Origin of the sequence: Enterobacter sp. TCD1-1 (genome assembly GCF_020567405.1) — a bacterium.
Taxonomy (GTDB): domain Bacteria; phylum Pseudomonadota; class Gammaproteobacteria; order Enterobacterales; family Enterobacteriaceae; genus Enterobacter; species Enterobacter quasiroggenkampii.
The window spans coordinates 1411820-1426830 of record NZ_JAJCXF010000001.1; the positions used below are offsets into that span (position 1 = coordinate 1411820).

Annotated in this window: 15 protein-coding genes; 14 read left to right on the forward strand and 1 reads right to left on the reverse strand. The window is 56.0% G+C overall.

Translation table 11 applies throughout. From position 1 onward, the window contains the following. The first annotated feature begins 10 nt into the window (after positions 1 to 10). From LJA86_RS06815 to LJA86_RS06850, 8 genes are all read left to right on the forward strand, one after another. Complete coding sequence (locus LJA86_RS06815; RefSeq protein ID WP_063621618.1) at positions 11 to 1600, forward strand: methyl-accepting chemotaxis protein; 1590 nt, start codon at positions 11 to 13, stop codon at positions 1598 to 1600. 62 nt (positions 1601 to 1662) lie between these two features. Further along, a complete protein-coding gene (glsB, locus tag LJA86_RS06820; RefSeq protein ID WP_045910537.1) occupies positions 1663 to 2589 on the forward strand; it encodes a glutaminase B in 927 nt (308 codons plus the stop codon). After that, positions 2589 to 2945, forward strand: a complete 357-nt coding sequence (locus tag LJA86_RS06825) for a DUF4186 domain-containing protein (RefSeq protein WP_229225867.1) — start codon at positions 2589 to 2591, stop codon at positions 2943 to 2945. Before glsB ends, LJA86_RS06825 begins: the two co-directional genes overlap by 1 nt. A gap of 113 nt (positions 2946 to 3058) precedes the next feature. After that, positions 3059 to 4498, forward strand: coding sequence for a GGDEF domain-containing protein (locus LJA86_RS06830; protein ID WP_196352263.1), 1440 nt, complete (start codon positions 3059 to 3061; stop codon positions 4496 to 4498). A gap of 119 nt (positions 4499 to 4617) precedes the next feature. Further along, a complete protein-coding gene (locus LJA86_RS06835; RefSeq protein ID WP_229225868.1) occupies positions 4618 to 5583 on the forward strand; it encodes a sensor domain-containing diguanylate cyclase in 966 nt (321 codons plus the stop codon). Positions 5584 to 5665: 82 nt separating this feature from the next. Continuing rightward, positions 5666 to 6193, forward strand: coding sequence for a GNAT family N-acetyltransferase (locus LJA86_RS06840; RefSeq protein ID WP_229225869.1), 528 nt, complete (start codon positions 5666 to 5668; stop codon positions 6191 to 6193). 117 nt (positions 6194 to 6310) lie between these two features. Continuing rightward, positions 6311 to 7762, forward strand: a complete 1452-nt coding sequence (locus LJA86_RS06845; RefSeq protein ID WP_229225870.1) for a tagaturonate reductase — start codon at positions 6311 to 6313, stop codon at positions 7760 to 7762. A gap of 199 nt (positions 7763 to 7961) precedes the next feature. After that, positions 7962 to 8876 (forward strand): bestrophin family protein, encoded by a 915-nt coding sequence (locus LJA86_RS06850; RefSeq protein ID WP_111966668.1) that lies wholly within the window; start codon positions 7962 to 7964, stop codon positions 8874 to 8876. Here the strand turns inward: LJA86_RS06850 and LJA86_RS06855 are convergent. Beyond that, positions 8864 to 9412, reverse strand: coding sequence for a GNAT family N-acetyltransferase (locus tag LJA86_RS06855; RefSeq protein ID WP_047075363.1), 549 nt, complete (start codon positions 9410 to 9412; stop codon positions 8864 to 8866). The genes LJA86_RS06850 and LJA86_RS06855 overlap by 13 nt on opposite strands. 118 nt (positions 9413 to 9530) lie before the next feature. Here LJA86_RS06855 and LJA86_RS06860 point away from each other — a divergent pair, with 118 nt between their 5' ends. The 6 genes from LJA86_RS06860 to LJA86_RS06885 all read left to right on the forward strand — a co-directional run bounded on the left by LJA86_RS06860 (position 9531) and on the right by LJA86_RS06885 (position 15006). Continuing rightward, complete coding sequence (locus tag LJA86_RS06860; protein ID WP_223540504.1) at positions 9531 to 10001, forward strand: GNAT family N-acetyltransferase; 471 nt, start codon at positions 9531 to 9533, stop codon at positions 9999 to 10001. Positions 10002 to 10013: 12 nt separating this feature from the next. Then, positions 10014 to 10454 carry a GNAT family N-acetyltransferase gene (locus tag LJA86_RS06865; RefSeq protein ID WP_229225871.1) on the forward strand — a complete coding sequence of 147 codons (441 nt, stop codon included), beginning with the start codon at positions 10014 to 10016 and terminating at the stop codon, positions 10452 to 10454. 145 nt (positions 10455 to 10599) lie between these two features. Beyond that, positions 10600 to 11595 (forward strand): alpha/beta fold hydrolase, encoded by a 996-nt coding sequence (locus tag LJA86_RS06870; RefSeq protein WP_229225872.1) that lies wholly within the window; start codon positions 10600 to 10602, stop codon positions 11593 to 11595. Positions 11596 to 11639: 44 nt separating this feature from the next. Continuing rightward, positions 11640 to 12380, forward strand: a complete 741-nt coding sequence (locus LJA86_RS06875) for a response regulator (RefSeq protein ID WP_032647230.1) — start codon at positions 11640 to 11642, stop codon at positions 12378 to 12380. Continuing rightward, positions 12377 to 13678: an ATP-binding protein gene (locus LJA86_RS06880; RefSeq protein ID WP_229225873.1), complete on the forward strand. Its 1302-nt coding sequence runs from the start codon at positions 12377 to 12379 to the stop codon at positions 13676 to 13678. Before LJA86_RS06875 ends, LJA86_RS06880 begins: the two co-directional genes overlap by 4 nt. Positions 13679 to 13815: 137 nt before the next feature. Further along, entirely contained in the window at positions 13816 to 15006 is a 1191-nt protein-coding gene (locus LJA86_RS06885) for a cytochrome c biogenesis protein/redoxin (RefSeq protein ID WP_229225874.1), read from the forward strand. The last annotated feature ends 5 nt before the right edge of the window (positions 15007 to 15011 follow it).

The window sequence follows — 15011 nt, forward strand, 5'->3', positions numbered from 1 at the left end:
GAAGCTAATTATGAACCTAACGCAAATTTTTCGCCGTATTGCGCAGCGTCTCACCCCCCGTCACTTTGGTCTGCTGACGGGCATCTTTTGCATCATTGGCCTTTTCTCCGCGCTGCAGCTCTCCTCGTCACTCCTGCTTAATGCCTCCCTGAATGAAGCCCAGCGCAACGAGCAGCACAACCTGTTGGCCTGGCAGCAGCAGAGCAAGCTGGATTTGGCTCGCGTCTCTCTGCTGGCCGCAAGCGATCTCCTTAACCGCTCCGGCGTCTGGTTTATGCAGGATAAAGAGACCGGCTCCGACGGAAGCTGGCATAGCCTGATGGATGACGCGCAAAAGGCGCTGACGGTTTCGCAGCAGGCATGGAAGGCCTGGCTGGCGCTGAATCCGCCGAAAGACGACGCGCTGGTGAACAGCTATCAACTTTTCTACGGTGCGATCAAAGAGCAGGCGGAAGGTCTGGTCAAAACCAACACCATCGACGCTTTTTTTGCCGTCCCGGCGCAGGCGTTTCAGACGGATTTTAACGACAACTATGCGCGCTATCAGCAGGCAAGCGAGAAGCAGGCGATGCAGGGGCGTCAGAGCCTCATGGCGCAGCTCTCCGACCTGCAAACGTTATTCCTGTTTGCCCCGGTGCTGTTAGTCGCCATCGCCGCTGTCGTCTGGTTCGGTATGTCCCGATGGGTGATTACACCGCTGCGTCGGCTCATCGCGCATATCAACCTGCTGGCAGCAGGGGATCTCTCCGGCACGCCGCCGAACGTTATGCGTTTCAATCGCGAGATTGGGCAGCTTAGCGACAGTATTGCCACGATGCAGCTTGGCCTGCAGCAGCTGGTGATGCAGGTCAGCTATGCCACGGCGACCATGGTGGAGAACATTGATGCCCTGGCACAGGGTAACCAGAAGCTGTATCAGCAGTCGGCACGTCAGGCGAAAGAGCTTGAGGATGTGACGGCGCATATCGCGGCGCTGGAAAGCCACGTTGAAGGCAACACCGGGTATGCCAGACTCGCCAGCGCCCGGGCCGATGAAGCGCGCCAGGCAGCCGTGGGGGGAGACCAGATGATGTCGACCGTAAACGCGTCCATGCAGGCGATCGTCGAGCGATCGTCAGAGATGCGCGGGATCGTGGCGATGATCGACAGCGTGGCGTTTCAGACGAACATCCTGGCGCTGAATGCCGCTATTGAGGCGGCCCATGCCGGAAATCAGGGGCGCGGATTTGCCGTCGTTGCCCGGGAGGTTGGGCTGCTGGCCAGAAAGAGCAGCCACTCGACGCAGACCATTCAGGAGCTTATCAACCGCTCGGTGCAGGGGATTGAAGACGGTTCTCGTGCCGTCACCCTGATGGAAGAGAATCTGCAGCAGGTCACCGGTCTGGTGGGCAATTTAAGCAGTTTGCTTAATGAGATCTCCACCGCCACGCTCAGCCAGGGAGACAGTATTCACCAGATGACGCGTCAGCTTCAGGCGCTGAACCAGGTCTCCCGTCAGACGGATTTGCTGGTCTCTGACGCCTCGGATGCTTCTGAACGTCTGCAAAAGCAATCCGATCTTTTATTGCAGGCCGTTTCGCGTTTTCGTCTTAGCGCCTGACGCAATACATAAGCCTCTGTTATACTCGCAGCCCGTTTTAGCCTGAGGGCAAGGAGCAAAGTGTGGCTGCGGTCATCCATAATGAGATGTTGGACGAGATTCTGGCGCAGGTTCGTCCGTTAATTGGAAAGGGGAAGGTTGCCGACTATATTCCGGCCCTTGCCTCGGTCAGCGGGAATAAGCTGGGCATTGCTATCTGTACCATCGACGGACAGCGATACCAGGCAGGGGATGCAACAGAACGTTTTTCCATTCAGTCCATTTCGAAAGTGCTCAGTCTGGTTGCGGCGATGCGCCAGTATGAAGAAGACGAGATCTGGCAGCGGGTGGGCAAAGATCCGTCCGGCCAGCCTTTTAACTCGCTGCTTCAGCTCGAGATAGAACAGGGTAAACCGCGAAATCCCTTTATCAACGCCGGGGCGCTGGTGGTCTGCGATATGCTGCAAAGCCGCCTCAGCGCGCCGCGTCAGCGAATGCTGGAGATCGTGCGCCAGCTTTCGGGCGTCGACGACATTGCCTACGATCCGGTGGTGGCCCGCTCGGAATTTGAACACTCCGCCCGTAACGCGGCCATCGCGTGGCTGATGAAATCCTTCGGCAATTTCCATAACGACGTGGCGACCGTCCTGCAAAACTACTTCCATTACTGCGCCCTGAAGATGAGCTGCGTTGAGCTGGCTCAGACGTTCCTGTTCCTGGCGCATCAGGGGCACGCGCCGCATCTCGATCAGGAGGTGGTTTCACCTCTGCAGGCACGCCAGGTTAACGCGCTGATGGCGACCAGCGGGATGTATCAAAACGCCGGCGAGTTTGCCTGGCGCGTTGGTCTCCCGGCTAAATCAGGCGTCGGTGGCGGAGTCGTGGCTATTGTGCCGCATGAAATGGCGATTGCGGTCTGGAGCCCCGAGCTGGATGAAACCGGAAATTCGCTTGCCGGTGTGGCGGTTCTGGAGAAACTGACCCAGCGTATGGGACGTTCAGTCTACTGATGTCTGACCTGGATCCTCTTTTTTCCCGTCTGGCGCGATCGACGTTTCGCTCGCGCTTTCGCTTAGGCGGTAAGGAACGGCAGTACTGCTGGGACAAAGGCCCGGATACCATTGACCAGCATGCCGCGGATTTTGTTGAAAAGCGTCTTGCCCCTGCACAACCTGCAAACGACGGGAAACAGACGCCCATGCGCGGTCACCCGGTGTTTATCGCCCAGCATGCTACCGCCACCTGTTGTCGGGGCTGCCTGGCAAAATGGCATAATATTCCACCTGGTGTTCAGCTCACCGCGCAGCAGCAGCAGTATATCGTCAGCGTCATTCACCACTGGCTGGTACTGCAGATGAACGCCTAAATTTGACGAGTTATGATCCCGCTGTATTTGTGTTATAGATGCATCTTAAGTGAGCTTCGATCGTGCTGACGACCGCAATAATTGCCATAAGCTTTCATATGGAATGATATTTAATGCGTTCTGCTCTTACCGCTTTCAGACCGTTCCAGCCTGACACGCCGCTGCGAAATGCATCGACGATCTTTATTCTCACCACCTTGTTCTATTTTGTGGGCGCGGAATTACGTCTCGTGGAGGCCTTGTCGCTGTTCTGGCCACTCAATGGCGTGATGGCAGGGATCTTTGCCCGTTATGCTTTCCTGAATCGCCTGCATTACTATGCGGTATCCTATGTCGCGATGCTGTTGTACGACGCGGTCACGACCAGCTGGGGGATGGCCTCCGTGGTGATCAACCTGTCTAACATGGTCTTTATCGTCGTTGTGGCCGTGCTGGTTCAGCGTGACAAGCGGCTGATGAAGAAAACCCCCGATCCGCTTAACGCATTACGCCTGTTCAACTACTGTCTGATCGCCGCGCTGCTGTGCGCGTTGCTCGGCGCGGTAGGTTCGGTCGGGATTGACAGTCACACCTTCTGGCCGTTGTTTGCCGACTGGTTTAGCGAGCAGTTCTCAACCGGCGTGCTTGTTGTGCCGTGTATGCTCACGCTGGGCATGCCCGTGCGCGAATTCAGGTTGCGTCTGGAGCAGTTGCTACCGGTTATTGCGCTGATTGTCTCGGTGGTCGCGTCGGTGGTGATCGGCGGAGCGGGGAGCCTCTCTTTTCCTCTGCCTGCGCTTATCTGGTGTGCGGTACGCTACCCATTGCCTGTGACCTGCTTGCTGACGTTTGTCACGGGCGCCATTGAAATTATTCTGGTCGCCAACTCGGTGATTAATATTGCCGTGGCGACGCCGTTTACCACCCCAATGATGTTTTCTGCCCGGCTGGGTATTGCCACGATGGCGATCTGTCCGGTGATGGTCTCCGTCAGCATGGCTGCCATTAATTCCCTGATCCGTCAGGTTTCCCTGCGGGCGGATTATGACTTCTTAACGCATGTTTACTCGCGTTCCGGGCTTTATGAGGCGTTAAAACACGAAGAGACACACCGGCACTCGCGTTTTCTGACCGTCATGCTGCTGGATATCGATTACTTTAAAAGCATTAATGATAACTATGGTCACGAGTGTGGTGACCGCGTGCTGGCGTCATTTGCCAGACAGGTCCAACAGGTTGTCGGCGAAGACGGCATGGTTGCGCGAATGGGCGGGGAAGAGTTCGCGGTGGTGGTAAACTCTGGTAATGCGCAAAACGGTTATGAACTGGCGGAGCGTATCAGAACCACCGTCGCCAGCCATCCTTTTACGTGGCGCCACCAGACGCTCTACCTGACGGTCAGTATTGGTCTCGGAAGCGGAAAGTCTGAGTCATGGCAGTTGACCGAGGTCTTCAACACGTTGATGGCCGAAGCGGACGATCATCTTTATCGTTCAAAAAAAGCGGGTCGAAATCGTACCAGTGCCCGGATGTCGGACGAGCAGGTTGCCGCGACCTCCGGGAGTGAAATATAGCTGCGTTAATCGTCATAAGGCATTGACGTGAATAGCAAGCGGCTTAACAGGATGTTCGAACACTGACAATGTCTCTGTTTAAGCTACGCTTTTAGTAACGCTTTACGTCAGGAGACATTATGAAAGCACCTGCAACCCCTGAAAATGAAACAGACAGACTGAACTCGCTGCGCGAATCCGGTTTGCTTGAGATAGACAGCTCCCCGGCGTTTGACCGGTTAACACGTCTGGCAAAGCGCTTCTTCCAGGTGCCGCTGGCGATGGTCAATCTGATTGATGAGCATTCACTGATTGTGAAGTCGGCCGACGGGCAGGCACCCAATTCCGTACCGCGTAACATTTCGTTTTGTGGCCATACGATCCTCACCGAAGCACCGCTGGTGGTGGGAGACATGCTGCAGGACGATCGTTTTGCGGATAATCCGCTGGTGGCCGGTGAACCTCGCGTGCGTTTTTACGCGGGCTTCCCGCTGCGCCTGCGTGACGGCGCGAGCGTGGGCTCGCTCTGCCTGATTGACTACGCGCCCAGGGAGTTTTCAGCGGCCGATCTCGCCGTGCTGGGGGATCTTGGCGCGCTGGCTGAAGATGAGTTTGCCGCTATCAGCGCGGCGACAACGGATGAATTAACGGGTTTATTCAACCGTCGGGGCTTTAATCAGCTGGTGCGGTTCACGCTTTCTGTTGCCCGGCGCCGGGCTGAGCCGCTCACGCTCGGCTGGCTGGATTTGGATCGCTTTAAGGAGATTAACGATCGCTACGGGCATGAAGAGGGCGATAAGGCGCTGAAAGTCATGGCGCAACTGATGCGTGCTTCTTTCCGTGAAGCGGATCTGCTGGTGCGTTTTGGCGGGGACGAGTTCGCCGTGCTGTTTGCGGATACGGATGAGCAAGGGGCCTGGATTGCCATGCAGTATCTCGCTGAGCAGGTGGAACACTATAACGCCCGCAAGCTGCATCCCTGGTCGCTTCAGTTCTCATGGGGGCTTAGCGAATTCGATCATAGCGGCAACGACCTGCAGCAGTGGTTAAAAGATGCCGATGAAAAGATGTACGCCATGAAACAGCAGCGCCAGCGCGCCCGGTGACATAACAAAAGCCTATGTCCGATCCGCTTGCGTTAATAAGTTGTTAAATACAAAGTGAGTGTATTCAACGTAAGGAAAAACAATGAATACCTCACTGCAAATCAAAAATCTCACCCGGGAAGAGATCCTCACCCATCTTGATGCGCTGGCCGGGATCCTCGAAAACTGCGTAAACGGCGGGGCATCCGTCAGCTTTATGCTTCCTTATGGCCTGGATAAGGCCAGTATTTTCTGGCGCGGTATTGCCGAAAGCGTCGCGCGTGGCGAGCGACTGGTGCTTGCCTGCGTCGATGCGCAGGACGGCGTCATCGGAACGGTGCAGCTGATCACAGATCAGCCGGAAAACCAGCCGCATCGCGCCGATGTGGCGAAGCTGCTGGTTCACGAGAAAGCGCGCCGGAAAGGGGCCGCGATGGCATTGATGGAAGCGCTGGAAGCTGAGGCCAGAGCCAGAGAGATTTCGGTGCTGGTGCTCGATACCTCCACCGGCAGCGGGGCCGAGACTTTCTACCAGCGTGCCGGCTGGCAAAAGGTTGGTGAGATCCCGCGCTATGCCCTGATGCCGGACGGTGCCATGACATCCACGTCCGTGTTTTATAAGTTCTTATAATTTTTCTGCACAACTACGCGACGTATTGATCAAAACAGGGTTTCTGGTCGTTAAGTTTTGATAAGTTATCGTACCAATCTTATCAGGCTGTATGACTAATCATAAAAGGAACCTCTTGTGAACACGCTCAACCGTCGCGATTTTCCCGGTGCTCTTTATCCCGAACGCATCATTCAGTTTGGTGAAGGCAACTTCCTGCGCGCGTTTGTCGACTGGCAAATTGACCTGTTAAACGAACATACCGATCTTAACGCCGGCGTGGTTATCGTCCGTCCGATTCAGAGCGACTTCCCGCCGTCAGTGAATACGCAGGACGGTCTCTATACCACGCTCATTCGCGGTCTGAATGAGAAGGGTGAGGCGGTGAGCGCAAGCCGGCTTATCCGCTCCGTTAACCGGGAAATCGACGTCTACGACCAGTATGACGCGTTCCTGAAGCTGGCACACAATCCGGATATGCGCTTTGTTTTCTCGAATACCACCGAAGCGGGTATCAGCTACCACGAGGGTGACCGGTTCGACGATGCCCCTGCGGTGAGCTATCCGGCGAAGCTGACGCGTCTGCTGTTTGAGCGCTTTAGCCACTTCAACGGTGCGGCTGACAAGGGCTGGATCATCATTCCCTGCGAGTTGATTGACTACAACGGTGACGCACTGCGTGAACTCGTCTTGCGCTATGCGCAGGAGTGGGCGCTGCCCGCCGCCTTTATTCAGTGGCTCAATGACGCCAACAGCTTCTGCTCGACGCTGGTTGACCGTATCGTGACGGGTTATCCACGTGACGAAGCGGCTGCGCTTGAAGCTGAGCTGGGTTATCACGATGGGTTCCTGGACACGGCCGAACACTTCTATCTGTTTGTTATTCAGGGACCTGCATCCCTTGCCCGCGAACTTCGTCTGGATAAGTACCCGCTAAATGTACGGATTGTCGACGACATCAGGCCCTACAAAGAACGCAAGGTTGCCATTCTGAACGGGGCGCATACGGCGCTGGTGCCGGTCGCCTTCCAGGCCGGGCTGGATACGGTAGGCGAGGCGATGAATGATGCGGAGATCTGCGCGTTCGTCGAAAAAGCAATTTATCAGGAGATCATTCCGGTCCTCGATTTGCCGCGTAACGAGCTGGAATCTTTCGCCAGTGCGGTGACTGGGCGTTTTCGTAACCCTTACATCAGACACCAGCTGCTATCCATTGCGCTTAACGGTATGACCAAATACCGTACCCGCATCCTGCCGCAGCTGCTGGCAGGGCAGAAGGCAACGGGGCAATTACCGGCACGTCTGACGTTTGCCTTAGCCGCGTTGATCGCGTTCTACCGCGCGGAGCGTGACGGGGAGAGCTATCCGGTGCAGGATGATGCGTGCTGGCTGGAACGCTATCAGCAGCTCTGGGCACAGCACCGCGATCGGCAGTTGAGCACCCGTGAGCTGGTACAGTCCGTACTCAGCGCACGCGAACACTGGGAGCAGGACTTGACGCAGGTGAGTGGGCTTGTCGACCAGGTCACGCTGGACCTGGATGCCATTCTGCTGAAGGGCATGCGCGCTGCGGTTAAACCGCTTTGCTAATGCGTTCACCCGGCTTCGGCCGGGTTTGAATACGATCTATTTAGTTACAACATACTATTGGCTTTGTTTTAAAAAGCACATGCAGCACTGTGCGGATTTCGCTAATCAGGGGAGAAAATGCAATGTCCCGTTAACAAGCTTGCAACGGTGACGGGGATCTCGTTTAATAGCCTCGCTCTTTTCTTTCCTGAAACTCACTATGATCGTTCGTCCTAAACAGCACTGGCTACAACTGATTTTTGTCTGGCACGGTTCGGTACTGCCTAAGATCTATACCCGATTGCTGCTCAATTTCCTGCTTTCTATTGCCGTTATCCTGATGTTGCCGTGGTATACCTCGCTGGGCATCAAATTTACCGTGGCGCCATTCAGCATTCTCGGCGTGGCGATCGCTATCTTTTTGGGTTTCCGAAACAACGCCTGTTATTCGCGCTACGTTGAGGCTCGCCTGCTCTGGGGGCAGTTGATGATAGCGGCACGCTCGCTGTTTCGCGAGGTAAAAAACACCTTGCCTGACGATAAGCACCTCGGCGAATTCGTGCGACTGCAGATTGCTTTTGCCAACTGCCTGCGGATGACCCTGCGCCGGGAGCTGAACGCAGAGCAACTCTCTCGCTATCTTTCTCCGGATGATTTACGTCAGGTGATGAAGGCCAGTGCGCCCGCGAACCGTATTTTACTGATCATGGGGGAGTGGCTGGCCGTGCGGCGACGTAACGGGCAACTCTCGGACATCCTGTTTCACAGCCTGAACAACCGTCTGAACGATATGTCCATCGTCCTGTCCGGCTGCGAGCGCATTGCGACCACGCCAGTACCGTTTGCCTACACGCTGATTTTGCACCGTACGGTCTATCTGTTCTGCATCATGCTGCCGTTTGCGCTTGTTGTGGATCTGCATTACATGACGCCCTTTGTCTCGGCGCTGATTTCATACACCTTTATCTCGCTGGACACCCTGGCGGAAGAGCTGGAAGACCCGTTTGGCACAGAAGATAACGACCTGCCGCTGGACGCCATCTGCAACATGATGGAACGCGATCTGCTGCAGATGAACGACGAAGAGAATATTCCGGAAAGGCTGGTGCCGGATAAGCACTATCAGCTGACCTGACGGGCGTTCCACTCGTCGCGAGTGATCTCCCACAGCTCGGAGTCCAGCATCCCGCTGACGTAGGCTTTCTTCTCCGTCCTGATAAGCCGCATGCCGCTACTGTCCGAAATACGACGGGAGCGGCTGTTAGCAGCGGCCTTCGGGGCCCGCAAAACGGATTTGTTTAGCGTGTTGAACCAGTAATCCGTCGCGGCAATGCTGGCTTCGCGCATAAATCCCTGACCCTGGAACTCCGGCGCGAGCCAGAACCCGCGGTTGTTATCCTCGACGTCGTACAGGCAAATAATGCCCATCAATTCATCCGGCACCTCACGTCGCCGGATGCTCCAGAACCAGGCAATCCCTTTCGCCATATCCGGCAGCGCCACGTTGTTGACATAGTTTTCCGCGCCGTTATCCGGATAGGGCCAGGGCACGGAAGAGACCATATAGCGGACAATCTCCCAGCGCGGATACAGCGTTTGTATCTGGACGGCATCTTCCGCAACCAGCGGTTTCAGCAGTAAACGTTCTGTCGTGAGCGTCGGTATCGTCATGCGCGGATCTCCCTATTTAGGCGTTATGCTTTTGTTTGCGTTCTGGTATTTTCATCTCAATAGCACTCTATCTCAGCAAGCTCACTTTTCCATCCTACTATCATTTGCAGAGGTCACTATGGCATTGAGACGAGCCCACCCGCAGGAAGCCGAAGTACTCTGGGACATTCGTAACCAGGCGATTCGTCACGGCTGTAAAACCAGTTACGACGCAGAGGTCATTGCGCGTTGGACGCCTGATCTGATGCCCGAACGCTATCGGCAGATGGTCATTGAATACCCTTTTTACGTGGTTGAAGATGAAAAGGGCGATGTTGCGGCAAGCGGCTATCTCGATCTGGATACCCATTGCCTGGAGGCGATTTTCACCTTGCCCGCAGCCTTCGGTAAAGGCATGGCGACCCGGATTATTGAGGCACTCAAACACGAGGCCCGCAGCCGGGGGATAACCCGCCTGACGCTCGATGCGACGCCTAACGCCCAGTCGTTTTATCAGAAGCTTGGGTTTGTTACGCTGAGAGAACATAATCATCATTCGCGTATGGCGGGGGCTGATTTACGCTGTTTTGAAATGGCAATTGACCTGTAATGTGAGGAAAACATGGCAGTTACGGTAAGACCTTTACGCGCAGAGGACTATTCCCAATGGCGACCGCTGTGGGATGGTTACACCCATTTTTATGATTGCTTCCTCGAGGAATCCGTCACCGCAGCGACGTGGGAAAGGGCGCTCTCAGCGCATTCATCGATGTTCTGCCGGGTCGTGGAGAAGGACGAAAAGGTCATCGGTTTCGCAATGTGTGTTCTGCATGAAGGCACCTGGTCAACCGCGCCCATCTGCTACCTGGAAGATCTGTTTGTTGATGCTGCCGAACGCGGGGCGGGAGCCGGTAAGGCGCTCATGGACGCTCTGATTGACGAAGGCAAGCGCGAAGGGTGGTCGAAACTGTACTGGGTCACCCGGGAAAACAACCCGGCGCGTAAACTCTATGACAAATATGGTGAAGCTGACGATTACGTCCGCTATCGTCTCTCCCTCTAAAACTACAGCGCCTGTGTTTGTATCACACTGTATCAGCGTCCCGGATACATACACAGGCTTGCAATAAACCCGCTTTCGCACATATCCGCTATACATTGAGGTGTTGTGATATCCCCGTGAATTGTACTCAACCGGAGATACCAACATGTTCAGCAAACTTGCTTACTCAACCCTCGCACTGACCGTTTCGCTTGGCACCGTGATGTCCTGTCAGGCCGAAGTCACCGGCACAAACGTCGCCGCAGCCTTTGAACATCCTCAGCAAATTAATGCCGGCGATCTGAATGTCGGTTATGTCGACATTGGCCCGAAAGACGGTCAGCCGGTTATTTTACTGCATGGCTGGCCCTACGATATTCACAGCTATGCCGAGGTTGCACCCGCACTGGCGGCAAAAGGGTACCGGGTCATTGTGCCGTCTCTGCGCGGCTACGGTACCACGCGTTTCCTGTCAGCAAACACACCGCGCAACGGCCAGCCCTCGGCGATGGCGAAAGATATCGTTAATCTGATGGATGCCCTGAATATCAGGCAGGCGGTATTTGCAGGATATGACTGGGGCGCCCGGACGGCGGATATCGTCGCGGCGCTGTGGCCTGAGCGCGTAAAATCACTGGTGTCGGTGAGCGGGTATCTCATCAGCAGCCAGCAGATTGGCAAACAGCCGCTGCCGCCAAAAGCAGAGCAGCAGTGGTGGTATCAGTTCTATTTCGCCACCGCGCGCGGTGCTGAAGGCTATGCCAAAAACACGCATGACTTTGCGCGCTTAATCTGGTCGCAGGCCTCGCCTGACTGGAAATTTAGCGATGCGGTCTTTAACGCCAGCGCCAAATCCCTCGATAATCCGGACCACGTCGCGGTGACGCTCAGTAATTATCGCTGGCGTTTAGGGCTGGAAAAAGGCGAGCGTAAATACGACCGCTACGAGCAAAAACTGGCCACGCTGCCGAATATCACCGTCCCAACGATCACCATCGAAGGCGGCAACAACGGCGCGCCGCATCCGGCACCGCAGGCCTATGCAGCTAAATTTACCGGCAAATATGAGCACCGCACCTTCGGCGCAACCGTGGGGCATAACCCGCCTCAGGAAGATCCACAGGATTTCGTCAAGGCAGTTATCGACGCGGATAAGCTGTGAAATGTGCTATTTTCAGTACGTTACCCTTCGGTCTGGAGAGTTCGGTGGAACATATTGACCACATCCTTGTCGTCGATGACGACAGGGATATTCGTGAACTGATTGTCGATTATCTCGGTAAGTCTGGCTATCGCGCGACGGGCGCGGCCAACGGCAAAGAGATGCGTAGCGTACTGGATAAACAACATATCGACCTGGTGGTGCTGGACGTCATGATGCCCGGCGATGACGGTCTCACGCTATGCCGGCAGCTACGCAGCGGCAAACATAAAGATCTGCCCATCCTGATGCTGACGGCGCGCAATGAGGAGACGGACAGGATCCTGGGTCTGGAGATGGGGGCGGATGACTACGTGGTGAAGCCGTTTGTCGCCCGTGAGCTTCTGGCACGCATCAAAGCGATTTTACGGCGTTTTCGCACGATGCCGCCCAATCTACAGGTGACAGAAGCAGGGCGGCTGGTGATGTTCGGTGAATGGCAGCTCGATACCGTTGCTCGCCACTTAATCGACCCGGAAGGGGTGATTGTGGCACTCAGTGGGGCGGAGTATCGTCTGCTGCGCGTTTTCCTGGACCATCCGCAACGCGTGCTGACCCGTGACCAATTGCTCAATCTGACGCAGGGTCGTGACGCCGAACTGTTTGAACGTTCTGTCGATCTGCTGGTAAGCCGGGTTCGCCAGCGTCTCAATGAAGATGCCCGCACGCCCGCCTATATCAAAACCGTGCGCAGCGAAGGTTACGTCTTTACGATGCCGGTGACCATCAAAGAGGTTAACGAATGACGCTCTGGCCACGCTCTTTGCTGGCCCGTTTGCTGATCGTCGTACTGTCCGGTTTGCTGCTGGCTAACGCCCTGAGCCTGACGCTGGTCATGACTGAACGCATGCACAGCGCGCGCACGGTGATGCTCGGTAATCTGGAAAACGATGTCGCAACCAGCGTCGCCATTTTAGACCGCTTACCGGCCAGCGAACGCGCCGCCTGGCTGCCTCGACTTGAACGAGGTAACTATCGTTATATTCTGGGCACAGGAGAACCCGGCGCAGCGCCGACGGATAAGCGTTCGCAAGATGCTATCCGAACCTTAAAAGCGACGCTTGCCGCGCATTACCCGCTTAGCTTTACCGCGGTTCCCGGCGCCATTTCACATATTCAGGCCCATCTTACGTTACGCGATGGCGCGCCGCTGAGCATTGACCTGATCCCGCGCATGCCGCCCGTCGCCAGCTGGCTCCCGATCGTTCTCGTTTTGCAGCTGCTGGTTGTGGCCGTCTGCGCCTGGGTCGCCGTGCGGCAGGTGGTACGGCCTTTTTCACACTTTACCCGCGCGGTGGATGCGCTGGATCCGGCGGCCAGCACGCCAATGACGGAAAAGGGGCCGCTTGAGGTGCAGCGGGCAGCGCATGCCTTCAACGCCATGCAGGCGCGCATTCAGTCTTATCTCCGGGAACGCGCACAGATCCTGGCCTCGATTTCCCACGATCTCCAGACGCCCATTACTCGCATGAAGCTGCGTGTCGAAATGGCCGGGGAACCGGAACTACGCGACAAGCTCCTCAATGATCTTGATAGCATGTCTCGTCTGGTGCGGGAGGGTATCGCGTATGCCCGGTCATCAGAATCACTGGAGGAAACGTCGCTGAAGCTGGAGCTGAACGCCTGGGTCAACAGCATCGCCAGCGATTATCAGGACATTGGTAAAAACGTGCAGTTTCAGGCAAGCGAAACCCGCCTGCCCATCATCACGCGTCCACAGGCGCTTCGTAGAGTGATGACTAACCTGCTGGATAATGCGCTTAAGTTCGGCGGCGGTGCCGTCATTGCTATTGATATTTCGTCTGCCGAAGAGGTGGTGATTCACATTGTGGACGACGGGCCGGGAATACCCGAAGCCGAACTGGAGGCGGTTCTGCAGCCGTTTTATCGGGTTGAAACCTCGCGTAATCGCGATACCGGCGGGACAGGTCTCGGCCTGGCGATTGCCGCGCAGCTGACCGCACAGCTGGACGGCAAACTCAGGCTGGCGAACCGCGCCGGAGGCGGACTGGATGTCGCCATTACGCTACCGCGTCGTTCATAAAATTGTACGGCTTTGTATCTCCTGGCCTGGGTGATACAGAACCAGACAAAAACCGCGCGTTTACACATATCCTGAACACATCAGGACGATGAAATAGCCTCACTGCAGTGTCGCAGGACGTGTAATGTGAGGTCATTATGTTTCTGTTAATCGCTTTTCTGGGCGGGATGATAAGCCTGCTCAGCCCATGTACGCTCCCGGTTATTCCACTCCTGTTTGCCGGTTTTCAGGGGCAACGACGACATATTTTGGCCCTGCTCGCAGGGATGGTCGTGATGTTCACCCTGGTGGCGATGGTCGTCACCGTCGCCAGTGAGTGGATAACAGAGGCGACCATTGTTGGGCGCTGGATCGCGCTCGTCATTCTGGCCACCGCCGCGCTGGCCTTAATTTTCCCGTCTTTCGCCCAGCGTATTGCCGGTCCGGCCGTCAGCGCGGGAAATGTCCTCAACACCCGAAGCGGGCAAACGCGCGGAATGGCATCGGCTTTTCTGGCCGGGCTTGCGGTAGGACTGCTCTGGTCTCCCTGCGCGGGCCCCATCCTGGGAGCGATCTTCAGCATTAACATTGCGGGGCATTCCGCCATTACCACCGGCGCACTGCTGGCTGCCTATGGCAGCGGATGCGCGCTGATGCTGGGATTACTCATCATGGGAGGCCGCACGCTAATGACCCCGCTGAGAGCAAAATCGGCACTCATGGCGAAGCTGCGTCAGGGGGCGGGGGTGGCGATGTTAGCGGCAGTCGTCCTGAATGCGACGGGGATGACCTCGTTGCTGAAAGGCGTTAACGGCGTCGCAGACCGTCTTGAGACCGCGCTCTTAAACCTGGCAAAACCCACAACCGCGACGGTGAAGCTCCAGCCGGTGGCGATCGCTGAGCCCAGCAGCCAGCTGCCTTCGCTAAGCGGTGGAACAGGATGGATTAACGGTGACCCTGTCACGTCTGAATCCTTGCGAGGGAAGGTTGTTCTGATTGATTTCTGGACCTGGGACTGCATTAATTGCCAGCATACGCTCCCTCATGTGCGGGAGTGGGCTACAAAGTATCAATCGCAGGGTCTGGTGGTGATTGGGGTTCACACCCCGGAATACCCCTGGGAAAAACCGCTTTCGTCGGTTAAAAATGCGGTGAAAAAGTGGCAACTGCCGTATCGGGTCGTGACGGATAACAACTATCAAATCTGGAATGCGTTCGGCAACCAGTACTGGCCAGCGCATTACTACTTTGATGCCAAAGGGCAGCTGCGCTATACCGCCTTTGGCGAGGGGGATTATGCGCAGCAGGAAAAGGTTATCCAGCAGTTGCTCAAAGAAGCCCGCCTGTAATCGGA